Source organism: Rhodococcus sp. AH-ZY2 (genome assembly GCF_030916465.1).
Lineage (GTDB): Bacteria > Actinomycetota > Actinomycetes > Mycobacteriales > Mycobacteriaceae > Rhodococcus > Rhodococcus ruber.
Genome location: NZ_CP126458.1, coordinates 450376 through 472310, shown reverse-complemented (window position 1 = coordinate 472310; position 21935 = coordinate 450376). Strand labels below are relative to the sequence as shown.

Annotated in this window: 22 protein-coding genes and 1 riboswitch; of the genes, 10 read left to right on the top strand and 12 right to left on the bottom strand. The window is 71.6% G+C overall.

All coding sequences use genetic code 11. The features are described from left to right. Window positions 1–33: 33 nt before the first annotated feature. A complete protein-coding gene (locus tag QNA09_RS03090) occupies window positions 34–648 on the bottom strand; it encodes a redoxin domain-containing protein (protein WP_010593818.1) in 615 nt (204 codons plus the stop codon). Window positions 649–689: 41 nt separating this feature from the next. After that, window positions 690–1280: a MauE/DoxX family redox-associated membrane protein gene (locus QNA09_RS03085; protein ID WP_029539987.1), complete on the bottom strand. Its 591-nt coding sequence runs from the start codon at window positions 1278–1280 to the stop codon at window positions 690–692. A 436-nt stretch (window positions 1281–1716) separates the two neighbouring features. On the opposite strand from QNA09_RS03085, the gene QNA09_RS03080 reads away from it, so the two are divergent. Next, on the top strand, window positions 1717–3180 hold the full coding sequence (locus QNA09_RS03080; RefSeq protein WP_119699455.1) for an APC family permease: 1464 nt from the start codon (window positions 1717–1719) through the stop codon (window positions 3178–3180). Then, window positions 3177–3938, top strand: a complete 762-nt coding sequence (locus QNA09_RS03075) for an IclR family transcriptional regulator (protein WP_017680627.1) — start codon at window positions 3177–3179, stop codon at window positions 3936–3938. The genes QNA09_RS03080 and QNA09_RS03075 overlap by 4 nt, the downstream gene beginning before the upstream one ends. 139 nt (window positions 3939–4077) lie before the next feature. Here QNA09_RS03075 and QNA09_RS03070 read toward each other — a convergent pair whose 3' ends face one another. Both QNA09_RS03070 and QNA09_RS03065 read right to left on the bottom strand, forming a co-directional pair. Further along, complete coding sequence (locus QNA09_RS03070; protein WP_017680626.1) at window positions 4078–5343, bottom strand: serine hydrolase; 1266 nt, start codon at window positions 5341–5343, stop codon at window positions 4078–4080. A 34-nt stretch (window positions 5344–5377) separates the two neighbouring features. Beyond that, on the bottom strand, window positions 5378–6445 hold the full coding sequence (locus QNA09_RS03065) for a LuxR C-terminal-related transcriptional regulator (RefSeq protein WP_017680625.1): 1068 nt from the start codon (window positions 6443–6445) through the stop codon (window positions 5378–5380). Window positions 6446–6532: 87 nt separating this feature from the next. On the opposite strand from QNA09_RS03065, the gene QNA09_RS03060 reads away from it, so the two are divergent. Together QNA09_RS03060 and QNA09_RS03055 are read left to right on the top strand one after the other, a co-directional pair. After that, entirely contained in the window at window positions 6533–6994 is a 462-nt protein-coding gene (locus QNA09_RS03060) for a hypothetical protein (RefSeq protein WP_017680624.1), read from the top strand. Then, entirely contained in the window at window positions 6991–7395 is a 405-nt protein-coding gene (locus tag QNA09_RS03055; protein ID WP_017680623.1) for a DUF1304 domain-containing protein, read from the top strand. The genes QNA09_RS03060 and QNA09_RS03055 overlap by 4 nt, the downstream gene beginning before the upstream one ends. A gap of 6 nt (window positions 7396–7401) precedes the next feature. On the opposite strand, the gene QNA09_RS03050 is transcribed toward QNA09_RS03055, so the two are convergent. Genes QNA09_RS03050 through QNA09_RS03035 form a run of 4 tightly spaced genes read right to left on the bottom strand, consistent with a single transcriptional unit; the run spans window position 7402 to window position 11051 of the window. Beyond that, entirely contained in the window at window positions 7402–8166 is a 765-nt protein-coding gene (locus QNA09_RS03050; RefSeq protein ID WP_244213226.1) for a (2Fe-2S)-binding protein, read from the bottom strand. After that, entirely contained in the window at window positions 8159–8941 is a 783-nt protein-coding gene (locus tag QNA09_RS03045; protein ID WP_026137726.1) for an ABC transporter ATP-binding protein, read from the bottom strand. The genes QNA09_RS03050 and QNA09_RS03045 overlap by 8 nt, the downstream gene beginning before the upstream one ends. Beyond that, window positions 8938–10047 (bottom strand): iron ABC transporter permease, encoded by a 1110-nt coding sequence (locus QNA09_RS03040; RefSeq protein ID WP_017680620.1) that lies wholly within the window; start codon window positions 10045–10047, stop codon window positions 8938–8940. The genes QNA09_RS03045 and QNA09_RS03040 overlap by 4 nt, the downstream gene beginning before the upstream one ends. After that, a complete protein-coding gene (locus QNA09_RS03035) occupies window positions 10044–11051 on the bottom strand; it encodes an ABC transporter substrate-binding protein (RefSeq protein WP_017680619.1) in 1008 nt (335 codons plus the stop codon). Before QNA09_RS03035 ends, QNA09_RS03040 begins: the two co-directional genes overlap by 4 nt. A gap of 118 nt (window positions 11052–11169) precedes the next feature. Next, window positions 11170–11289, bottom strand: a riboswitch (cobalamin riboswitch). 426 nt (window positions 11290–11715) lie between these two features. Between QNA09_RS03035 and QNA09_RS03030 the strand changes: the two genes are divergently transcribed. Further along, window positions 11716–11964, top strand: a complete 249-nt coding sequence (locus tag QNA09_RS03030; RefSeq protein WP_017680618.1) for a hypothetical protein — start codon at window positions 11716–11718, stop codon at window positions 11962–11964. 18 nt (window positions 11965–11982) lie between these two features. Here QNA09_RS03030 and QNA09_RS03025 read toward each other — a convergent pair whose 3' ends face one another. Together QNA09_RS03025 and QNA09_RS03020 are read right to left on the bottom strand one after the other, a co-directional pair. Then, window positions 11983–12318 carry a hypothetical protein gene (locus QNA09_RS03025; RefSeq protein WP_225222236.1) on the bottom strand — a complete coding sequence of 112 codons (336 nt, stop codon included), beginning with the start codon at window positions 12316–12318 and terminating at the stop codon, window positions 11983–11985. A 125-nt stretch (window positions 12319–12443) separates the two neighbouring features. Further along, on the bottom strand, window positions 12444–13421 hold the full coding sequence (locus QNA09_RS03020; protein WP_017680617.1) for an LLM class F420-dependent oxidoreductase: 978 nt from the start codon (window positions 13419–13421) through the stop codon (window positions 12444–12446). 326 nt (window positions 13422–13747) lie between these two features. On the opposite strand from QNA09_RS03020, the gene QNA09_RS03015 reads away from it, so the two are divergent. Beyond that, window positions 13748–14341, top strand: a complete 594-nt coding sequence (locus tag QNA09_RS03015; RefSeq protein ID WP_010593803.1) for a maleylpyruvate isomerase family mycothiol-dependent enzyme — start codon at window positions 13748–13750, stop codon at window positions 14339–14341. 163 nt (window positions 14342–14504) lie between these two features. Then, on the top strand, window positions 14505–15782 hold the full coding sequence (locus tag QNA09_RS03010; RefSeq protein ID WP_017680616.1) for a MalY/PatB family protein: 1278 nt from the start codon (window positions 14505–14507) through the stop codon (window positions 15780–15782). Here the strand turns inward: QNA09_RS03010 and QNA09_RS03005 are convergent. Next, entirely contained in the window at window positions 15753–17894 is a 2142-nt protein-coding gene (locus tag QNA09_RS03005) for an NAD(+) synthase (protein WP_010593801.1), read from the bottom strand. The two genes, QNA09_RS03010 and QNA09_RS03005, sit on opposite strands and share 30 nt — an antisense overlap. A gap of 190 nt (window positions 17895–18084) precedes the next feature. Between QNA09_RS03005 and QNA09_RS03000 the strand changes: the two genes are divergently transcribed. After that, window positions 18085–18789: a GAF and ANTAR domain-containing protein gene (locus tag QNA09_RS03000; RefSeq protein WP_225222235.1), complete on the top strand. Its 705-nt coding sequence runs from the start codon at window positions 18085–18087 to the stop codon at window positions 18787–18789. A gap of 5 nt (window positions 18790–18794) precedes the next feature. Here the strand turns inward: QNA09_RS03000 and QNA09_RS02995 are convergent, their stop codons facing one another. After that, window positions 18795–19541 carry a Mut7-C RNAse domain-containing protein gene (locus QNA09_RS02995; protein ID WP_026137725.1) on the bottom strand — a complete coding sequence of 249 codons (747 nt, stop codon included), beginning with the start codon at window positions 19539–19541 and terminating at the stop codon, window positions 18795–18797. Window positions 19542–19848: 307 nt separating this feature from the next. On the opposite strand from QNA09_RS02995, the gene QNA09_RS02990 reads away from it, so the two are divergent. Both QNA09_RS02990 and ahpC read left to right on the top strand, forming a co-directional pair. After that, window positions 19849–21171: a nitroreductase/quinone reductase family protein gene (locus QNA09_RS02990; protein ID WP_017680613.1), complete on the top strand. Its 1323-nt coding sequence runs from the start codon at window positions 19849–19851 to the stop codon at window positions 21169–21171. 193 nt (window positions 21172–21364) lie between these two features. Beyond that, window positions 21365–21928 carry an alkyl hydroperoxide reductase subunit C gene (gene ahpC, locus QNA09_RS02985; RefSeq protein ID WP_003936729.1) on the top strand — a complete coding sequence of 188 codons (564 nt, stop codon included), beginning with the start codon at window positions 21365–21367 and terminating at the stop codon, window positions 21926–21928. Window positions 21929–21935: the final 7 nt, after the last annotated feature.

Below are 21935 nucleotides of genomic sequence, written 5' to 3'. Positions count from 1 at the left end.
TTCCAACGCATCTCTCCGTTCGTCCGGGGGGATTCAGGCGCTCGCGGCGGCGCGGGCCTTGGCCTGTTCGTGCAGGTGCTGCAGCGACGGGGTGCCGGTCTCGAGGGCGTTGAGCAGGCTCTCGACCTGGGCCATGTGGTTGCACAGGCCCTTGGCGCGGATCTTGCCGTGCTCGTCGAGGATCACCCCGTAGGGCGTGGTGCCGACCTGGTAGGCGATGCCGACGTCGCGGCCGTCGACGTAGCTCAGTTCGGTGCCGATGTTGCTGCCGGCGAGGAACTGCCGGTGCTCCTCGGGTGTGCCGTCGGAGACGATCACGACGTCGAAGTCCCTCTCCGCCTTGGCCATCGCGCGGACGCCGGGCAGCAGACTCTTGCAGGTGGAGCAGGTGGGCGCCGTGAACAGCAGCAGCTGCGGCCGGTCCCGGTGCCCGCCGATGCCGACGGTGCGTCCGACGTGGTCGGTGAGGCCACGGAAGGACGGACCCGCCTGCTCGATCTTCGGGCCGGTGTCCATCATGCGGGCCCCGAGGGGTCCGAGCCGGACCTGCACCCGGCCGATCTCGCGGGCCAGCGCGAGCACCATCAGGAACAGCACGGCGACCGCCGCCGTCAGCACGGTGACCGCAACGAGAAGAATGGTGTCCATCTATCGGTCCTGTCTCGGAAAGGGTTTCGGGAGAGGGGTTCTCAGGCGCCGTAGCGCGACACGGTGGCGACGGCACGCAGTTCGGCGGACGCGGGGGTCAGGTGTTCGTCGACGGGCCGGCGCCCGACGTGGACCACGGCGCGCAACTGGGCTGCCGCGAGGGCGGCGGTGAGGACGAGCGCCGCGAGTGCGAGCGCTGCCGCCTGCTCGAGCACGCCGATGCCCGGGGGCCCGGTGAGGGCCAGCACGATCGACACGACGGCGAACCCGCCGGCCCGCACCGAGTGGAACCAGCCGATACGCGGCGCCGCATCGTGGTCGCCGAACGCGAAGCAGCCGCAGTCGAGCTCGCGCCGGCCGCGGGCGAGGTTCACGGTGAGGCCGACGAAGAAGCCGAGGAACAGCACCGCTGCGGCGGCCGCGGCGGTGCGGCCGGCGACGCCGAACACCAGCAGGGCACCCACGACGATCTCGGCGGCGGGCAGCACCCGCGCGACCACCCGCTCGACCCCGGACGGCAGCAGCCGGTAACCGCGGACAACGCGCAGCAGCCCCTCGTGATCGCCGGCCTTCGGCACCCCCGCGAGCAACAACGTCCCGCCGACGAGCGCCGCTACCACCGCCCACATCATGGTCGTCCCCTTCGCAGTCGAATGATCGTGCCGCTCAATCGTGCGCACCGGATGCGTCGCGAACGGGTCGTCGGGGAAACGTCCGGGGGCACCGCGAGTGGAACCCGGCGTCGCGGTGCGCCTTATGCGAACGCTGCAGGTGGGCGCGGTTTCTCGACCTTTCGGAGGACCTGTTCGCCGGGCACCCGGGCCGTGGGGTGGCGCGGGCCACAGCGCTGTCCCGGGCGGATTCCCACTTGCCGTCCACATGTCGTTCGCGGAGGAAACCGTCGCGTAACACCGCGGCGCTACGTTGTCCCTCGCCCTGAGGCGGTTCACCGCCCGGGTGCCGGCACCGCCGGCCGCACGGACGCACAGACGGGACACGACGATCGTGACAACCGCACTCCGGGCCGCGATTGCCCGCTCACGGGATGCCGGAACTCGCCGGGATCCGGTGTACTCGCCGCTGCGTGCCCTCGGCCGCCGGCAGCTCACCCCCGTCGACCTGCTCGGCCAGTCCCTGTCGACGATCGCGCCGGCCACCGGGATGGTGTTCATCGCGCTGTGGATGGTGACTCACCGCCCGGGCGTGGGCGGCCTGCTCGCGATCGCGGGGACCACCGCCGTGGTGGCGTCGGTGGCGCTGTGCATCACGCAGTTCACGCGGCGGCTCGCCGCGGCCGGCTCGCTCTACAGCTTCGTGTTCCAGGGCCTGAGTGCCCGCGCGACCCTCACCACGGGCGCGGCCCTGCTGGTGGGCTATCTCGGCATCTCGATCTCGGTGATGTCGCAGGCCGCGCAGAGCCTGCTCCGCATCGCCGACCTGCTCGGTGTGCACGTGTCCGGTGCCGCGCCGTGGTCGGTCACGATCGGTCTCGTGGCGCTCGCCGTCGCGGTGATCACCGTGCGTGGGGTGCGGTTCGCGACGCGCGCGATCCTGCTGGTCGAGACGTGTTCGCTCGTGCTCGTCGTGGCGCTCATGGTGGGCACCCCGGCCGGGGCGGGCCCGGCCACCACCGAACTGCCGGACGCCCCGCTGAGCATCATGCCGTTCCTCGCGATGCTCACCGTGCTGTCGATGGCCGGCTTCGAGAGCGCCGCGTTCTTCGGCCCGGAAGCCAAGCGGCCGTTGGTGACCGTCACGCGCACCGTGCTGATCTCTCCCGTCGTCGTCGGTGTGCTGTTCGTGTTCGCTGCCTGGGCCGCGTTGTCCGGTCACGCCGCCGTCGTCGTCGGCGCGTACTTCGACGGCACGGCGTCCGGCGCGAGCGTCGGCGTGGTGCTCGCCGTGCAGGCGGGTATGACGTGCTCGTGGCTGGCATCGACCCTGGGCTGCGCGCAAGCCGGTTCGCGGTTGCTGTATTCGATGGGCGTCGAGCGGGTGCTGCCGAGCACCCTCGCCCGGGTCCACGACCGGTTCCGCACCCCGCATGTGAGCGTGCTCGCCTTCACGGCCGCGAGTCTCACCGGTGCATGCCTGTATGCGTCCCTCGCGGAGGCGGATTCGGGGTCGTTCGACGGTGTCGTCGAGATCGGCCTCGTCGTGGCCTACACACTGGTGGCCGTCGCGTCGTTGCGGTTCCTGCACCGCATCGGCGAGCACACCGTGGTGACGCGGGCGGCCGCGGTGTTCGTCTCGGTCCTGGGGATCGGTCTGCTCGGCTACATCGCCGTCGACGGCACCGCGCACGGCGTGTGGATCGTGCCCGCGGCGCTCGCGGCGGTCGCGGTGTCCGGCACGGTGTGGCAGTACGTCCTGCGGCGGGTCCGGCCGGGCAGCCTGGCGACGATCGGGGCGTTCGACTCGGTCGAGACCGGGGACATCCTCCCCGGGGCGGGGACTCTCGTGATCGGTGCGGACGGGCGGCCGCGCATACTTCCGGACGTCCCGCACTCCCGCGACGGGGACCCGGCTTGACGGCGCACGTGTCCGTGCACGCGGACGACTCGCACTTCAGCGGGCAGCAGCCGGGCGCGGTGCAGAAGGCACTGGGAATGCTCGAGGCGGTCGCGCAGCTCGGCCCCGGCACGTCCGCGAAGGAGATCGCCAGGTTCGCGGGGGTGCCGCCGACCACCGCGTACCGCATGCTCAACCTGCTCGTGGCCGACGGGTTCCTCGTCCGTGTGCCGGACCTGTCCGGCTTCGCGCTGGGCCGTCGCACCGCGGAACTGGCGCGGGCGGCCGTCGAGACGAGCCCGTCGCCGACGCTGCACGACGCCGTGGAGGAGCTGCGGACCCGCACCCGCTTCGGGGTGCATGTCGCGTCGTTCGCGGCCGGGCGGCTGCGGTTCGTGGACAAGGATCCCGACCACGAGATCGTCGCCGTCGGTGCGCTGGCGAAGAACCTGCATGCCAACGCCCTCGGCAAGCTGATGCTCGCGCACCATCCGCACGTGCGTCCCGATCCGCGGCTGCGTCGCCTGACCGACCACACGATCTGCGACCCCGGCGTTCTCGCCGAGGAACTGCGCGCCGTCGCTGTCGCGGGTTACGCGTACGAGGGTGAGGAGTGCCGGATCGGGCGGGCCGCGCTGGCGGCGCCGATCCGGGACCGGTCGGCGTTCGTCGTCGGCGGCCTCTACCTGCAGGGGTCGGCGTCGCGGGTCACCCCGGACGACGCGGCGCTCGTCCGGTTCCTCGTCGACGGCTCGGCACGGCTGTCGGGGCTGCTCTGACGGGGAATGTCACCGGGTGGGTAGGGGCGGGAATGTCACCGGGTGGGTAGGGGCGGGAATGTCACCGGGTGGGTAGGGGCGGGAATGTCACCGGGTGGGTAGGGGCGGGAATGTCACCGGGCGGGCATGGGCGGGAATGTCACCGGGCGGGCCGCGACGGGGGCGCGTCGTCCGGGGCGAGCTGCGCACCGATCCGCCGGAAGAGCGTGTCGGCCTCGTTCGAGTACGCGCCGGCGTCGTCGAACGCCGCCGGCGCGTAGGTGACGGCGACGGCGACGGCGATCTTCTGCGACGGCAGGTATGCCTCGACCGCGGCGTACCCACCGAACAGCGGGTTCTGCATCAGCCAGTTGCCGGTGATCACCACCCCGAGTCCGTAGGTGTAGCCCTCGGACTGCGGGAAGCACGTGGGACAACCGGGAAGCGCGGTGGTGCGGCCGCGCAGGTCGGTCGACACCATCGCCCGGTACGACTCCGGTGAGAGCAGCGCGCCGGTGCCGACGGCGACCGCGGTGTCGTGCAGGTCGTGGATGTCGGTGGTCTGGACGGCCCCGTGGGTGATCGTCCAGGAGGGATTCCAGAACGTGGATTCCTCGTAGAAGGGGGTCGCGACGGGGATCCCGAGCGCCTGCCGGCGTTCCGAGCTGAACGCATGCAGCACCGGTTCCGGGATCGCCGGCGTCTGCGACGGCGTCGTGCCGTCCAGTCCGAGCGGGTCGAGCACCTTCTCCTGCAGCAGTTCCGCCACCGGCCGGCCGGTGATCCGTTCGAGGGCCATGCCGAGGATCACGTAGTTGGTGTGCGCGTAGTTCCAGTTGGTGCCGGGCTCGTAGAAGAGGGGCTGGGACGTGCCGAAGGCGAGAAGTTCCTCGGGTGTCCAGTTCCGGAACGGGTCCCGGTAGATCGCGTCCGACAGTTCGGGATTCTGCACGTAGTCGGCGTAGCCGGAGGTCATCTGGGCGAGCTGGCCGAGGGTGACCCGGTCCGAATGCGGGATGTCGGGCAGCCACGTCGAGACCGTGTCGTCGAGGCGGACCGTCCCCTCGTCGACGAGTTGCAGCAGCAGCGTGGCGACGTAGGAGATGGCCACGGCGCCGTTGCGGAAGTGCATGTCGGTCGTCGCCGGCACGCCGGTGGTGGATTCGCCGTAGGCGCGGGTGAGGATCTCCCTGCCGTCGACGGTGACGCGCACGATCGCCGCCTTCAGATGCGACTCCGCCATGGTGTCGCGCACGATCCGGTCCACGGCCTCGGCCTGCGCGGGGTCGGCCGACGAGGAGGTCGCCGACGCGGCCGCGTTGTCCGCCGATCCGGGCGGGCCGGGTGCCGCGTCGTCCGTGGCCGTGCAGGCGACCAGGAGCCCGAGGGCGCACAGCACGGGCAGTATCCGCCGGGTCAGGGGCATACCTGATCTTGGCAGATGCGCTCGACCGGTGTGCTCACTCCGGCGCGGCGACGGCGGCTCGGCGCAGGTCCCGTCCGGACCGCAGGAGGGCGGTGAGTTCGGCCCGGCTGCGCACGCCGGTCTTCGTGTAGATCGCCTTGAGGTGATCGTGGACGGTGTTCGGGGTGATGCCGCGACGGGCCGCGATCTCGGCGGTCGAGTACCCGGCCATCGCCTCGAGGCACACGTCCCGTTCCCGGGCCGTGAGGGCGTAGGCGGCGAGCAGCAACTCGGCGAGTTCGCCACCGGCCGCGGGCTCGAGCGTGACCACGGTCTGCGGTTCGTCACCCCCGAGCAGCGCGGTGGCCCGCAGCAGGATCCAGCCGCCGGTGGTGTCGCGGATCCGCGTTCGGAACACACCCGAACCGCTCGCACGCGCCCCGAACGCGGCGGCGCGCACCATGACGGCCAGCCGTCCCGGTGCGATCTCGTCGAATCGTTCCTCCCAGTCGCGGGCGGCTGCCGTGAGCGCGAGGGGCTCGCCTCCGGCCCCGGTCAGGACCACCGCCGGACCCGGGTCGCCCCGGCCCGAGGGGGCGGTGGCGCACACGGCGGCGCGGGTCGCGACCGCCACCGCCGGCGCCACCTGCGTGAGGAACTCGACCTCGGCATCGGTGAAGTCCACCCCGGATCGAACGAATCCTGCTGCTCCCCAGCACAATTCACCACTCCGGAAGATCACGCGCAGTTCGTTCTCCACTCCGAGCGGACGCCACACCTCGGCGTGGCGAAGACAGTGGGCCACCTCGTCCGAGGGCAGATCCGATCCCCGGGTCGCCGTGCGGCCGGTGCGGAACAACTCGGCGAAGGTGCCGGGATCGTGCCCGCGGTACTCGCTCTCGGCGAGCAGCGGCTCGTACTCCGGCGGAATCCGGTCGGGGCCGCTGGTCATGGAGCCGATCGTCAGGGACCGGGGATCGATCATCGCCCAGCACGTCAGGTCGCTGCGCACCGTTCGGCCCACGAGTTCGATGGCACGCTCGTGCACCTGGGTCACGTCGGCGCCGGCGGCGGCGAGCGCCACCACCTCCCGGCCCACCTTCTCCGCCCGGATCTCGAGCATGATCCCAGTATGCGCCGGTGGCGGGCTACCACCCATCCCCGTTTCCGGGGATGGGCCACCGGCCGGGCGGTTCCTAACGTGACAGGCATGACCGAGAACACCGAACTCTGCAGGATGGGCGAGGGCCGTCGTCTCACCCTGCCCGACGCCACCGTCACGGCCCTGTCCACCGGCGCACACGCCGGCGGAGCGTACGAACTCTTCCTCGTCGAGGCGCCGCGCACCGAGCCGCCACCGCTGCACGCCGAACCGTGGGCCAAGTCGTATCACGTTCTCACCGGCCGGATCCTGGTCCGCGCCGGCACGGAGGTGCACGAACTCGCGGGCGGGGACACGATCACCGTGGCGGCGGGAACGATGAACTCCTTCACCGTCCTGACCGGCACCGCGACCTTCCTGCTGATCGCGGCCGGGACGTCGATGAGCGGCTTCTTCGGCGCGCTCGAGGGCCTCGCGTCGCCGCAGTCGCCGGGCGAGTCCGCCCGCGCGCTCCGAGCGGTCGCCGACCGGTACGGGGTCGCGCTCGCAACGGAGGCGGGTGCGCCGTGATCACCCTCGCCCAGCTCGCCGCGTCCCTCGCCGCGGCAGTGCATCTGCTCGCGTTCGTGTGGGAGACGCTGCTGTTCCGGCGGCCGTCGATCCACGAGGACCTGTTCCGCATTCCCTCCGGCGACGTCGCGGCGGTGCGGATGTGGGCGTTCAACGTCGGCTTCTACAACCTGTTCCTCGGCGCCGGGGCGCTGATGGGGGTGGCCCTGTGGCGGGCGGGCGAGGACACGGTCGGACGCGCGCTCGTGCTCTACACGTGTTCGTTCATGCTGCTCGCCGGGATCGCCCTGTTCGTCTCGGACCGCCTGGCCATGAGCCGGCCCCGCGGCGCCGGGCTCGGGGGTGCCGCGGCGCAGTGCACGCCACCGGCGATCGCGCTGATCGCGCTCGCGGCGGCCTGATCCGCGTCACGTCCGTGCGGCGACGTACCGCCGCAACGCCGCGTCGCGGTCGGCCGGTGCCCGGCGCGGACAGCTCGTGCACTTGTCGCTGCCGGTCGCGCGGTAGATCAGACAGCAGGAGCTGCGGCGCACGAAGCGCCGTCCCGATTCCGGCGATCCCGGCGCCGCCGTCCCGCTCCCGCCCGGTCCGACGTCGACGAAACGCGGTGGGAGCAGGGGCGGTACGGACAGCACGGCGGCAAGAGCGCATCCGTCCTCGGTGCGGTGGGCGGCACGCCCGGCGTCGAGGGCGCGGTTGGCGATCGAGTCGGACGCGACGGCCCACAGCGCCCGCTCCGAGGCACCCGACACCCCCGCGAGCGGTACGACGATCGCCGACAGCGCCGGCCCGAGAGCACGCGCGAAGGCCTCGGCCCCGGTCAGCAGGTGTGAGGACCGTACCGCGCCGAGGTAGCCGTCCGGTCGCAGCGTGCAGCGCCACCGGGCCGGGTCCGGGTCGGGGGCGCAGCCGGTGGCCAGGAGCATCGCGACGGGTCCGGCCACGAGTGTCGAACTCGCCGAGTACCACCAGAGCGTGCCGGCGACCCGGGGGTCGGGGCAGTCCCATCTGCGTCCGGTGTCGCGGACCCGTTCGGCCAGCCACTGCGGATCGGTCGAGAGCCTGCCCGGAAGGACGACGGGCCCGAGGTCGACGGTGTGCGCGAAGTCGCCGAGCAGGGACCGGGCCGCGGCATAGGCACGCGCCACGGCACCGGAGTGGCGGTCAGGCATCGACCGGCCCCCGGACGTCGAGGGTGCGCCGGCCGTCGCCGTCCACACCGACCCGGCCGCGGACGCCGAAGACCTCCGCCAGCAGCGCGGGTTGCAGGACGTCCTCCGGAGTTCCCTCGGCGACCACCGACCCGTGGTTCAGCACCGCCATCCGGTCGCAGTACTCGGTCGCCAGCCGCAGGTCGTGCAGCGTCACCAGGACGGCGAGCCCGTCCGCGGCGAGGCCGCGCAGCAACTCCAGCACGGTCAGCTGGTGACGCAGGTCCAGGTGATTGGTCGGCTCGTCGAGCAGCAGCACCCGGGGCTGCTGGGCCAGGGCCCGGGCGATGGAGACACGCTGACGCTCTCCCCCGGACAGGGCGAGCACGTCGCGGTCGGCGAGGTGCAGCAGCCCGAGCCGGCCGAGCACGTCCTCGACCACCGCCCGGTCGTCGTCGCCGAACGGTTCGAGCCAGCCGCGGCGGGCGGTGCGCCCGAGCTGCACCGATTCGCGGACGGTCGTCCCGCCGAGCGCGACCGGTTCCTGGACGCCGACCCCGACGAGGCGGGCGAGGGAGCGGCGCGTGACGTCGGTGACGTCCCGGTCGTCGACGGTGATCGTGCCGGCCCCGACCGGCACCGCGCGGTAACAGGCGCGCAGCAGGGTCGTCTTGCCGCTGCCGTTGGGTCCGACGAGGGCGAGTACCCGGCCCGCCGCCACGTCGAGGTCCACCCCGTCGAGAACGATGCGTTCGCCCAGCCGGGCACGGACCCCGGTGGCGCGCAGGCAGGTCACCACTCCCGCCCGTAGCTGCGCCACAGCATGACGAGGAAGGCCGGTGCCCCGAGCAGTCCGGTGACGACCCCCACCGGCAGTTCGGTCGAGCTGCTGACCGAGCGGGCGACGACGTCGGCCAGGACCAGCGCGAGCGCCCCGGCCACCGCCGCCACGGGTATCGACCGGACGCTGTTGCGGCCGACGAGGTGACCGGCGACGTGCGGGATCAGCAGTCCGATGAAACCGACGGTCCCCGAGACCGCCACTGCCGCGGCGGTGAGCAGCGAGACCGCGAGCAGGATCAGGATGCGGAACCGCCGCACGTCCATTCCCAGCGCGGTCGCCCCGTCGTCGCCGACGAGCAGCAGGTTCAGCTGCCGGCCGCACAGCAGGACGCCGCCGCCGACGACGAGCAGGACCAGCGCGGGCACGGCCAGCACGGACCAGGTCGCATCCCCGAATCCTCCTGCCAGCCAGCGCATCACGGTGCCGAGCTGGTGGTCGTCACCGAGGACCAGCAGGGTGAAGGTGGTCGCCGCGGAGAACACCATCGACATCGCCACGCCGACGAGGACGATCGCGGTGACGGCGTGGGCGCGCACACTGACCGCGATCGCGCCGGCGAGCGGGACCAGGGCTCCCAGGAAGGCCGCGAACGGCAGGGTGAAGGCTCCGAGGGCGCCGCCGCCGACACCCAGGACCGTCACCAGCACCACCCCGAACCCGGCGCCGGAGGACACGCCCAGCAGATAGGGGTCGGCCAGCGGATTGCGGGTCACCGCCTGCGCCACCACCCCGGCGATCGCGAGCGCGGCACCGACGACGGCCGCCGTCAGCGCTCGGGGCAGGCGGGAGTCGACGACGATCGCTTCCCGCGCCGCGGTCCACCACGGCATGAAGGCTCCCGGGGCGAGGCGGTGCGCGACGATCGCCCACACGTCGCCGAAGGGGATGTTCACCGTGCCCAGCGATACGGCGCCCGCCAGCGCCAGCACGAGCGCGGCGAGCAGCGGCGGCAGGATCAGCCACAGCGAACGATGGTGCGCGCCCCCCTCGCCTGCCCGGACCGTCGTGGCCGGGGCGTGCGGCGACGACGGGCCGGTCAGGGTGCCGGCGGCGGTCACGGCGCGTCCGGGAATGCGGCCGGGTGCAGTCCGCGGGCGATCGTCTCGACCGAATCGACCATGCGCGAACTTTCGAAGAAGTCGTCGAGCGGCACGACGACGAATCGGTCGTTGCGCACGGCGGGTGTGGTGGCCACGATCGGCTGGTTCTTCAGATAGGCGATCTTGTCCTGCGCGCTGGTCGCACCGTAGTCCAGAACGACGATCGCCTCGGGTGCGCGCTCACCGACGATCTCCCAGCCGGTGGTGAAGTACGGCTTCGGGCCTTCGGCGGTGATGTTGTCGGCGCCGGCGTAGCCGGCGATGAGGTTGCCGATGCCCACGCCACCGACCGAGAGCGGTTCGGCCTCGCCGGAGTCGTAGAAGAAGGTGCGCACGGGTGCGACGGCAGCCTGCGCCAGCCGGGCACGTACCGCGTCGAGTTCCGCGGTGATCGACCGGGTCAGATCCGCGGCCTGCTCCTCGACACCGAGAAGAGCGCCGAGCTGGGCGAAGTCGTTCTCCAGCAGGGCGATATCGGAGAAGCCGGCACCGCAGTACTCGGAGAACAGGAACGTGTGGATCCCCGCCTGCTCGAGCGCGTCCCGCCCCCGACCGGTCTTGTCGTCGAATGCGCTGCGCATCCCGCCGACGACCAGGTCCGGTTCGAGGTCGCGGATCTGCTCGTATGTCGGGTACTCGGCGGCCAGCGACGGGATCGCCCGGAACTGCTCGGCCGTCTCCGGGAGCGGGTCGTCCTTCTCGCCGTAGCCCATACCGACGATGCGGTCCCCCACGCCCATCTGGATCAGGGTTTCGGTGACGTGGTCGTTCATCGACACGATCCGCTGCGGGGGCGCGTCGTAGGTGGCGGTGCGTCCGCAATTGGTGATCGAGACCGGTTCGGCGAAGGCTGCCGCGGACGGGCCGGCGCCGATGTCGGCGCCGCGCGAACAACCGGCCGCGGTGGCGACGGCGAGGACGGCGAGAACCGCGGTGGCGGGACGGCGGAAGTCGACGGGCATGGGACCTCGTGCTCTGCTCAGGTGGCACGGGGCAGACTCCGGCACGGCAGCGGCCCCGGACAGAGGTCACCGACTACCCTGCTGGACTCCATCTCGTAGACCACGACGAAATACCGGAGTCGCGCACGTCCATGCAGGCGATCGGGCTCACCGTCGGGTGGACGGTCTACCGTTGCGGGTCAGCGCCGGACTCGGACCGGACTTTCCCTGCATGGGCGTCAGCAACGCTGCGGTCATTATGCATGTCGACGGCCGGCACGTATCGCAGGGTCGGTCCCGAATGCGCGGGTCCTCGGAACGGCGGCCGGGCGCCGTCCGCGCCGCGTGCTCGAAATTCACCCCTGCTTTCACCCCGTTCGCGACGCTCGCTCCGGCACCGCGGCAAGCTCCGATGCGTTCCACCCGATGGAGGCTGTCGGACAGGCCGCACTCTCGTGCAGCCGGAGCCGTCGCCGCCGGCCCCTCCCCGGAGGGGAACGCGCCGGAACGTCGAGTGGGGATGCGGACCGGCGGGGCCGGTCACCGCGCAGGGGGCGGTGGCCGGCGTCCGGGCGCGGGCAGGCCGACTCTACGAAACCCAGAGTTCAAAATGCGGCCATCTGCCGGAGACCCGGCGCCGCGACACTGGAGGCACAAAGTGTCAACGACGGACGGGGAGACACTGATGTCCGAGAACTTCGCCCACCGACCCGACCCCCACTTCGCTCTGCCGCCCGCGGCGGTGCGCCACCCGGTACGCCTCGACGACCCCGCCCCGGCCCGCCCGGCGCCCGGCCTGCGTCCGCGGTTGGGCACCGTGCTCGGTACGGTCGTCTCCGCGGGGGCCGTCGCCACGATGGTCACCGGCTTCGTCGCGGTCGGTGCCGCCGCCACCGTCTCCGGCGTGATCTCGGCGGTGCGGCTCGGTCCCTGACCGTTCCGGCGAACTTCCTCAGTTGCCGAACTGCACGCTGTCGACGACGACGTCGGACCCGAACAGTTCGCGGGCACGGGCCAGGGCCGCGTGGCGCACCTCCGGTTCCGACAGCCTGATGGGCAGCGCCAGGGTCAGCAGCGAGGAACGACCGCCGGACCCGGGCCGGGTCCTGACCCGGCACACCCAGTCCACCGTTCCGCCCTCCCGGCGCGACGCCAGCTCGGTACGCGCGACGTCGCGGGCGGAACACGGCAGGGCAGGGTCGGTCGTGCGTTCGAGCTCGGCCACGAAATCCTCGAGACGCTCGGTGCGCCACTGACGCAGTCCGGCCACGCGCGGTTCGACGTACATCTCGACACCCTTCGACGCCGGACGACCGTCGGTTTGCGCCTGCCGGAGCACACCGCTGACGAGGCCTGCGGCGTCAGTGAGAACTGACTTCTACCGAGACCATCGCGGCGCGCGGCTCCCGCGTTTCACGAGCCCGGCAGCAGACTGCGCAGCGCCGGCAGCAACTCCTGTTCGGCCCACCGGATGAACGGTTCCTGCCGGTCACCGCCGATCTGGACGAGGGCGACCTCGGTGAACCCCGCCTCGACGAACGGCCGGATTTTGTCGACGTACTCGTCGATGTCGTCGCCGCACGGAAGTTGCGCCCCGACCTGTTCGGGCGTCACGAACTGGGTCGCGGCCGCGAACGAGGACGGCGCGGGCAGATCCGGGTTGACCTTCCAGCCGAGGCCGAACCAGCGGAACTGCTCGTGTGCCCGTCGCACAGCCGCGTCGCGGTCGGTGTCGTAGGAGACGGCGATCTGCCCGACCCGCGGTTTGCCCGCTCCCCCCGCCTCGTCGAACATCCGGGTCAGGTCCGGCTCGGGTTCGGTGGCGACCATCAGGTCGGCCTTCTCCCCGGCGAGGGAGCACGACCGCGCGCCGGAGACGGCGATCCCGATCGGCACCCGGTCCTCGGGCAGGTCGTACAGGTGCGCGGACTCGACGTCGAAGTAGTCGCCTCGGAAGTTCACGTTCCCGCCGTCGAACAGGGCCGAGATGATCTCCACGGCCTCGGCCAGCATCTCGTGCCGGGTGCCGACGGCGGGCCAGCCCTTGCCGACGACGTGCTCGTTGAGGTTCTCCCCCGCGCCCAGTCCGAGGCGGAAGCGGCCCCCGGACAGGATCTGCATCGTCGCCGCCTTCTGCGCCACCACCGCCGGGTGGTACCGCAGGATCGGGCACGTCACGTAGGTCATGAGCGGGATCCGCTCGGTGGCCTGCGCCGCGGCACCGAGGACGGACCACGCGTATCCGGAATGTCCCTGTTCCTCCAGCCACGGGTTGTAGTGGTCGCTGATCACCGAGAAATCGAAGCCGGCCTGCTCCGCCATCTGCACGTCGCGGACGAGGTGGTCGGGCCGGGACTGTTCGCAGAGCATGGTGTAGCCGAAGTCGGTCACTGTTCGTTTCCTCCCGTGGTCGGTGTCGGGCGCCGCGCCGGGGCCGGCGATCCGTCCCTGTCGAATACCCACCGGTCGTCTCGGTACACGACAGTCGGGCAGGAGCCGTGGCCGCGGCTCCACCGTCCCCCGATGAGTTCGTCCCGTCCGCGGAGTCTCAACTCTCGCATCACCGTCATCGCCGGCGCGGGTGCTTCGACTGCGGAAGGTTCGGAATATCGATGACACGCGCCCGCCGAGGCGCTCGTCCGAGCCCCGCGCCGGCTTCCTCGTCTCGCGTTGCGAGCTCGAGGATCACCTTGCCCACCGCGTGAAAGGGACCTGCTGTGAACCTGCAATCCGGGGTCGCGCCGACCTACGACGGCCTGGCCGACCTGCTCGCCTCCGTCCCCGCGGAGACCTGGGACGCGCCCTCGCTCTGCGAGAAATGGCAGGTGCGCCACGTGGTCGCGCACGCAACGATGCCGGCGCGGCTCACACCCGAACAGTTCGGAGCCGAGATGGCGGCGGCGGGCGGCGACTTCACCGTGCTGTCCGACACCGTGGCCGCCCGCGACGCGTTCCTTCCGGTCTCCGAACACCTGGCCCATCTCCGGTCGCCGCTGCTGCACGCGTGGCAGCCGCCGGGCGGCGGCGCGGCCGGCGCGCTCAGCCATGCAGTGATCCACTCCCTCGACGTCACGGTCGCGCTCGAGCGGCCGACGGTTGCCCCGGCCGAGGCCGTGGTAGCCGTCCTCGACCAGCTCACCGCCGCGAACGGCGCAGTGTTTGGGGTCGACCTGACCGAGGTCCGGCTCGAAGCCGACGACGCCGACTGGAGCTGGGGCAGCGGCGAGGTGGTGCGGACCGACAGCGGCCGCCTGGTGGCACTGCTGAGCGGCCGCACCCTGCCCGACGGCCGCACACTGCGCCGTGACTGACCGACCGGCCGACTCGAAAGCACCCGGGTCGCCGTCTCCCACAGCAGGGTGACGGAGCATCGGCCCCGGGTCGGATTTCGGGTTCGCCTCCGCCCGATCCGCGCCGCGGGCACACTCACTGCATGGACCGTTCGGCCACCCGACGAGGAACGACGCCGACCGGATGCGGATCGCCGCACCGGAGACGACCTCGACCCGGGGATCCCCGTTGACCGGAGCGTCACCCGCGCCGGAAGCCCGGCAACCCGGATTCGACGACCTCGAGATCGGTGATCTCGTCCGTCGCACCGGCGTCAAGTGGGCACGTGCCGTCCGCGCGGGCGCCCTGCCGGCCTGGGTCGCCGACATGGACTTCCCGATCGCCCCCGCGATCCGGGACGCGCTGTGCGACGCGGCCCGGTCGGGAGAGCTCGGCTACCCCGACTGGGCCGGCGGCACCCCGCTGCGCGCGGAGTTCGCCCGGCGGATGCAGTCCCGCTACGGATGGACGATCGACCCCGCCGACGTGCGGGAGCAGACCGATCTCATCCAGGCGCTGCAGCTGATCCTGCATGTGCACACCGAGCGCGGCGACGGTGTCGTCATCCAGACCCCGAACTACCCGCCCTTCCTGGCCACGATCGCGACCATGGGCCGCAGGACCGTCGAATTCCCGTTCGTCGACACCCCGGAGGGGTGGCGGCTCGACTTCGACGCGCTCCGGGCCTCGCTCGTCGCCGAACGCCCGAAAGTGCTCGTCCTGGTCGACCCGCACAACCCGACGGGACGGGTCCACACCCGTCCCGAACTCACCCGCATCGCCGAACTTGCCGCCGAGTTCGACCTGCTCGTCGTCAGCGACGAGATCCATGCGGAGCTGATCTACGCGCCCCACCGGCACATCCCGTTCGCGTCGATCGGTGCGGACGCGGCGGCGCGGACGATCACCCTCACCTCGGCCGGCAAGGCATTCAACATCGCCGGCCTGCGCTGTGCCGTCGCGCACTACGGGTCGAAGCAGTTGCTTGCCGTGCGGGACCGAGAACCGCCCGACCTGTACGGCACCGTCTCGACCCCTGCCGTGCTCGGCACCCTGGCCGCATGGCGACACGGCCAGGACTGGCAGGAGGCCCTGCTCCGCGTGCTCGACCGCAACCGCCGGCGGGTCGACACGGTCCTGCGTGAGCACCTGCCGGAAGCCCGCCACCATCGGCCGGAGGGCACCTACCTCAGCTGGGTCGATGTCTCGGCTCTGGCCGTCGACGATCCGGTCCGCCGGATCCGGGACCTCGGCCGGGTGCTGGTCGACGGCGGCCGACCCTTCGGACGTTCGGCAGAAGCGTTCGTGCGCATCAACTTCGCCACGTCGGGGGCCGTCCTCGAGCACATCCTCGACGGTGTCTCGGCGGCGCTGCGCGGCCGGCGAGCCGACTCACCGCTGACCGATCTCCTCGGCACCTGAGCAGTCCCGGTCGCGCGGCACCTCCCGCTCGAGTTCGTCGAGCCAGATGCGCGCGGACGCATCCGAGGGCGCGCGCCAGTCCCCGCGCGGTGAGAGCGAGCCACCGGCAGCCACTTTCGGACCGTTCGGCATCGCGGACCGCTTGAACTGACTGAAGGCGAAGAACCGCTGGACGAACACGCCCAGCCACCGCCGGATCTCGGGCAGGTCGTACGCGCGGCGGGCATGCTCGGGATGGCCGGCCGGCCAGTCCCCGGCACCGGTCTCGTGCCAGGCCTGCCACGCCAGGTAGGCGATCTTCGACGGCCGGAACCCGAAGCGCAGCACCTGGAACAGGAAGAAGTCGTGCAGGTCGTACGGACCGATCGCGGCCTGGGTGCTCTGCGGTGTCTCCCCCTCCCCGACCGGGACCAGCTCGGGACTGATCTCGGTACCCAGGACGGCCTCGAGAACGGTGCCGACCTCGGCGTGGAACTGCCCGGACGAGACGACCCAGCGGATCAGATGCTGGATCAACGTCTTCGGCACCCCGGCGTTGACGTTGTAGTGCGACATCTGGTCCCCGACGCCGTACGTCGACCAGCCCAGTGCGATCTCCGACAGGTCCCCCGTCCCGAGCACCAGCCCACCGCGCTGGTTCGCGGCCCGGAACAGGTAGTCGGTGCGCAGCCCGGCCTGGATGTTCTCGAACGTGATGTCGTAGACCCGCTCCCCGCGCGCGAACGGGTGACCCAGGTCCTCGAGCATCACGCGGGCGGCACGGGTGATGTCGATTTCCTCGAGCGTCACCCCGAGCGCGCGGCACAGCCGGCGGGCGTTCTCCCGGGTCCGGTCGCTCGTCGCGAACCCCGGGAGGGTGAAGGCGAGCACGTCCTCACGCGGACGGCCGAGCCGGTCCATCGCCTTGACCGCCACGATGAGCGCGTGGGTGGAATCGAGTCCGCCCGACACCCCGATGACGACCTTCGGCCCGCCCGCCGTCGGACCACTCAGCGCACGCAGGCGCTGTTCGAGCCCCGCGACCTGGATGTTGTAGGCCTCGTAACAGTCGTGCTCGAGGCGGGCCGGGTCGGCGGGCACGAAGGGGTAGCGCTCGACCCGGCGTCGCAGGCCGATGTCGGTGAGCGGGGGTGCGAGGGTGAACGTGATGCGGCGGAACGCGTCGAGACGGGCGGCGTGACGACGCCGGTTGTCGTCGAAGGTGCCCATGCGGGTGCGCTCGTTGCGCAGCAGCTCGAGGTCGACGTCGGCCACCGCGTGCTGTTCGCCGCGCGGGAACCGCTCGGTCTCGGCGAGCAGCATCCCGTTCTCGTACACCATTGCCTGCCCGTCCCAGGACAAATCGGTGGTGGACTCCCCCGCTCCCGCCGCGCAGTACACGTAGGCGGCCAGGCACCGCGACGACGCCGAACGAGCCAGCAGATGCCGGTCCTCGGCGCGGCCGACGGTGATCGGACTGCCCGACAGGTTCGCCAGCACCGTGGCGCCGGCCAGAGCGGCCTCCGCGCTGGGTGGGATCGGCACCCACATGTCCTCGCAGATCTCCACGTGCAGCACCAGACCGGGAACATCCGTGGCCTCGAACAGCAGGTCGGGACCGAACGGAACCTCGTGACCGGCGAGGCGAACCGTGCCGCGCACGTCGTCGCCCGGTGCGAGCTGCCGGCGCTCGTAGAACTCCCGATACGTCGGCAGATACGACTTGGGTGCGACCCCCAGGATCCGCCCGCGGTGCACGACCGCCACCACGTTGTAGATCCGGTGCCGGGGCCGCAACGGCAGCCCCACCAGCAGGACGGGCAGGAGGCCCGCCGAGCCGGCGACGACCTCCGCCAGTGCCCGCTCGGCCGCCTCCAGCACCGTGTCCTGCATCGACAGGTCCTCGATCGAGTACCCGGTCAGCGTCAGCTCGGGAAACACCGCGAGCCCGACCCCGTCGTCGTGGCAGACCCGTGCGGCCCGCAGCACCGTCGCCGCGTTGGCCGCCGGGTCGACGATCGCCGTCGGCGTCGCGCAGGCCGCGACCCGCAGGAAGCCGTGGCGGTAGCTGGACCGGAACTCGGCTCTCGCCTCGGTGTCGGGGACGTCCCGAGGGCCGGCTTCCTCGTTCATCGCACAGCCTCCTTGCTCGCGCCCGCGGCGCCCGGATCGCGTGATCGAATCCTAGGGATCCGGCCGCTCGGCGCCACCCGGGGCCGTGGAGCGGTCCGGATCCGGACTTTCGCGGCATCATCTCGGCGTTCCGGGGAACACTTGCAGTACGGAAGAATCGGGATACGTCCGCGCGGCCCAGGGGGTGGTGATGGCCTACCGGCACGAGGAGTTCGTCGCTGCGCTGTCGAAGTTCGCGCAGCGCCTGCTGACCCCGTACGAGGTCGACGCCGCTCTCGACGCAGTCGTGGGCAAGGTGACCTCCGTGCTCGAACTGACAGGAGCGGGAGTGACTCTGCACGTCGACGGCCGGCTCCGGTTCGTCACCGCCGCCGGCGAACAGGTCGACGCGATGGAGCGGTGCCAGGAACGATTCGACGCCGGACCGTGCGCGCACGCCTTCACCCACGGCGAGACCATCGCCGTCGCCGATGTCCGCGGCCGCGACGACCTGTGGCCGGAATTCGCCGCCGAGGCGCGGCGGCTCGGGATCGCCGCCGTCGCCGGTGTCCCGATGCAACTCGGCGAGGTCAAGGTCGGCGCCCTGGACCTCTACTGCCGCGAACCCCGGGAATGGGCCGACGACGAGCTCGCCGCCGCGCAGGTGTTCGCCGACATGGCCACCGGCTACATCGTCAACTCCGACAAGATGCGCCAGCAGGAACAACTCTCGGCGCAGCTGCAGACCGCGCTCGACACCCGCATCGTCGTCGAGCAGGCCAAGGGCATCACCGCGCAGGCCCGCGGCGTCACCCCGGCTGCGGCATTCGAGCTGATCCGCTCCTACGCGCGCCGCCGTCAGGCGCCGGTGCGCGCCGTCGCCCAGGCGATCGTCGAGGTCGGTCTGCGCGTCTGAGCGCGTCAGAGCTCCGCATCGATCTCCCGCACGAGGGCGACCAGATTCCGGTGGTGCGAGCCCGCCCAGTAGATCCGACCGCAGTCCGTGCAGCGGGAGAATTCGTCGTAGAAGCGGCGGGTGAGCGGCTCGAGCTGATCGAGCACCTCCTCCTTGGACACGGCGACGAGCCTGCCGTTGCAGCGCAGGCATCGGGTGAACGGAGCGAACCGTGCCCCGAGATCGAGCCGGCGCACGACCTCGACGATCTGTTCGAGCGGACGGTCGGCGTGCACGAACAGCCCGTGGGTGATCTCCCGGCGCTCGAGCAGTCCCCGGTCGCGGGTCAGCAGGATCCGCTGATGGGCACTCCCGATCCGCGCCAGTTCCGCGTCGTCCATGTCCGACGTCCAGATCACGTCGAACCCGAGCAGCCGGAGCAGGCGTGCGAGCCGGCCCAGGTTCACGTCGACCACGAACCGGGGCTCCCGCAGCGGAACCGGGCGCAGCCGGGTGATCGGTTCGATGTCGAGCGCCTCGAACAACGGATAGACCGCGATGCGGGCACCCGGCCGCGGGCGGTACGCGAAGTCCACCGGCTCCCCGTCGACCACGATCAGATCGATCTCCGTGTGCGGGATGCCCATCGCCTCGACGACGTCCTTGACCGTCTGGTGGCTCCGGAACGGCCGTCGCACCGCGACGCCCCGCGACTCGGGCGCGACGAAGTCGTTCAACTCGGCGTACGCCCGGACCTCGACATGGCCGGTCATCGAACGATGGTCGCGCGGAGCGGGCATCGGCACAACCTCCCGGAGGCGCGCGGTCAACGCGGAACGTGGCCCCGCGTCGCAGGCATGCGCCGGACGACGTGGATCGAAGTCGAGCAGGGCTGAATACACTGACCGGAGATCGGTTCACTGCGCTGCCGGACAGAGAACCGGAGAGGGGTTCGGATCGCCCACCCTTCGGCGGGGCGATCCTGGCACTGCGGGCCGCCCGGGCTCGCGACCGGCTCGCGGCGTGGCAGCACGCCACCCGGCTCCGCCTGCCTGACGATCACCACCGCAGGAGTACCCGATGACCTCTCGCACCGGACCACACCGGATCGCCCCCGGCGTCCACCTCCTCCGGGCCGGGCGGACTGCCGCCGCCCCCAACGTCTACCTGCTCGGGTCGGCAGCGAGGTGGGTGCTGGTGGACGCGGCCTGGTCCGGCAGCGCCGAGATCGTCACCGCGGCAGCAGAGTCGTTGTTCGGCCGGGGCACGAAACCGGCGGCGATCGTGCTGACCCACATCCATCCGGACCACTGCGGGGCGGCCGGGGCGCTGGCCCGGACCTGGCGGGTGCCGGTGTACGTGCACCCCGCCGAGCTGCCGATGGCGGCGGGCCGCTACCTGCCGGAGTTCACGATGCCGCTGGACCGGTGGGTGGTGGCCCCACTGATGCGACTGCTGCCCCGGCGAACTCGGGCACGGATCGAGCACGCAGGCGACATCACCGACGTCGTGCGCCCGCTGGAGCCGGGCGGCGCGGTGCCGGGGCTGCCGGACTGGCAATGGGTGCACACCCCCGGGCACACCCCTGGGCACGTGGCCTACCTGCGGCGCAGCGACGGCGTGCTGATCACCGGGGACGCCACCGTGACCGTGGACCTGAACTCGGTCACCGGGGTGCTGACGGGCCGGCAGCGGCTGGCCGGGCCACCCCGGTACACCACCTGGAGCCGGCCGGCGGCAGTGCGGTCCGTCGCTGCCCTGGCGGCGCTGCAGCCGCAGATGCTCGCCCCCGGGCACGGGCTGCCGCTGACGACCGGGACGGCCGGGGCGCTGCACCACCTGGCCCGGCAACTCGACCGCCCCCGGACCGGTCGGTTGCGCAGGCTCCGGAGCGCCGTGGCCGCGCCCCGTTACGGCGGAGCGGGCCGGTATCGGCCCCCACCGCCGGTGTACGCGCGGCTGCAGTGGCTCGGCCACGCACTGACCCGGCTGCGGCTCAGCCCGCGGAATGTCGTGACGCTGGAGGTCCCCGGCCGTCGCTCCGGTGTCGTGCGCCGGACCAATCTGCTGCTGCTGGACCACGACGGCGAGCAGTACCTGCTGTCGCTGGCCGGCCAGTCCCAGTGGGCCCGCAACGTGCGGGCTGCCGCCGGGCGCGCACTGCTGGTCCGCGGTCGCCGACGTCGGGCGGTCACCCTGGTCGAGGTACCGGTCCCCGGCCGCGCCGACATCCTCCGCGCCTACCTGCTGCGGGGCGGACGGGAACCCGGCCACCGGAAGATCGCTCGGGAGGCGGACATGTACTTCGGCCTGGCCGGTGCACCCACCCGGGCGGAACTCGCGGCCGTGGCCTCGCGCTACCCGGTGTTCCGCGTCACCGACACCGCCTCGCAGCAGTCGTGATATCGGTCACGTCTCGACGCGCGTGCCCCTGCGCCTGGACGGCGGTTCGGTCGCCCAACTGGGGTTTCGCCGCGCCGATCGGATCGATAGATGCAGACTATCAATCGAATGCAGTCGATCGATTGGCCCTGCCTATCGAAACTCGTTAGTGTTTGAAAGGTCAGAATCCCTATCGACCGAACAGAGGTTCAACGTGGCCCTGATCAACAAGCAGATCAAGCCCTTCTCCGCGACCGCCTACCAGGAGGGTGGTTTCATCTCCGTCTCCGACGAGGACATCAAGGGCAAGTGGGCGATCTTCTTCTTCTACCCGGCCGACTTCACCTTCGTCTGCCCGACGGAGCTCGGTGACCTTGCCGACCACTACGAGGAGCTGCAGAAGCTCGGCGTCGAGGTCTTCTCGGTCTCCACCGACACCCACTTCACGCACAAGGCGTGGCACGACTCCTCCGAGACCATCGGCAAGATCAAGTACGCCATGATCGGCGACCCGACCCTGCAAATCAGCACCGACTTCGAGGTGCTGCGCGAGAACGAGGGCCTGGCCGACCGCGGCACCTTCCTCGTCGACCCCGACGGCATCGTCCAGTTCATGGAGGTCACCGCCGAGGGCATCGGCCGCAACGCCGCCGAGCTCGTCCGCAAGGTCAAGGCCGCTCAGTACGTCCGGTCGCACCCGGGCGAGGTCTGCCCGGCCAAGTGGGAAGAGGGCGCCGAGACCCTCGCCCCGTCGCTGGACCTCGTCGGCAAGATCTGACACCTCC

What these genes read in the sequence shown, in the direction of transcription:
- QNA09_RS03025 (WP_225222236.1), bottom strand. Translation starts at nt 12,318, where the DNA reads ATGTACGTCGAACCGCGCGTGGCCGGACTGCGTCAGTGGCGCACCGAG.
- QNA09_RS03035 (WP_017680619.1), bottom strand. Translation starts at nt 11,051, where the DNA reads ATGCCCGTCGACTTCCGCCGTCCCGCCACCGCGGTTCTCGCCGTCCTC.
- QNA09_RS02995 (WP_026137725.1), bottom strand. Translation starts at nt 19,541, where the DNA reads ATGACCGGCCATGTCGAGGTCCGGGCGTACGCCGAGTTGAACGACTTC.
- QNA09_RS03010 (WP_017680616.1), top strand. Translation starts at nt 14,505, where the DNA reads ATGCGGATCGCCGCACCGGAGACGACCTCGACCCGGGGATCCCCGTTG.
- QNA09_RS03000 (WP_225222235.1), top strand. Translation starts at nt 18,085, where the DNA reads ATGGCCTACCGGCACGAGGAGTTCGTCGCTGCGCTGTCGAAGTTCGCG.
- QNA09_RS03060 (WP_017680624.1), top strand. Translation starts at nt 6,533, where the DNA reads ATGACCGAGAACACCGAACTCTGCAGGATGGGCGAGGGCCGTCGTCTC.
- QNA09_RS03030 (WP_017680618.1), top strand. Translation starts at nt 11,716, where the DNA reads ATGTCCGAGAACTTCGCCCACCGACCCGACCCCCACTTCGCTCTGCCG.
- QNA09_RS03065 (WP_017680625.1), bottom strand. Translation starts at nt 6,445, where the DNA reads ATGCTCGAGATCCGGGCGGAGAAGGTGGGCCGGGAGGTGGTGGCGCTC.
- QNA09_RS03050 (WP_244213226.1), bottom strand. Translation starts at nt 8,166, where the DNA reads ATGCCTGACCGCCACTCCGGTGCCGTGGCGCGTGCCTATGCCGCGGCC.
- QNA09_RS03070 (WP_017680626.1), bottom strand. Translation starts at nt 5,343, where the DNA reads ATGCCCCTGACCCGGCGGATACTGCCCGTGCTGTGCGCCCTCGGGCTC.
- QNA09_RS03090 (WP_010593818.1), bottom strand. Translation starts at nt 648, where the DNA reads ATGGACACCATTCTTCTCGTTGCGGTCACCGTGCTGACGGCGGCGGTC.
- QNA09_RS03085 (WP_029539987.1), bottom strand. Translation starts at nt 1,280, where the DNA reads ATGATGTGGGCGGTGGTAGCGGCGCTCGTCGGCGGGACGTTGTTGCTC.
- QNA09_RS02990 (WP_017680613.1), top strand. Translation starts at nt 19,849, where the DNA reads ATGACCTCTCGCACCGGACCACACCGGATCGCCCCCGGCGTCCACCTC.
- QNA09_RS03005 (WP_010593801.1), bottom strand. Translation starts at nt 17,894, where the DNA reads ATGAACGAGGAAGCCGGCCCTCGGGACGTCCCCGACACCGAGGCGAGA.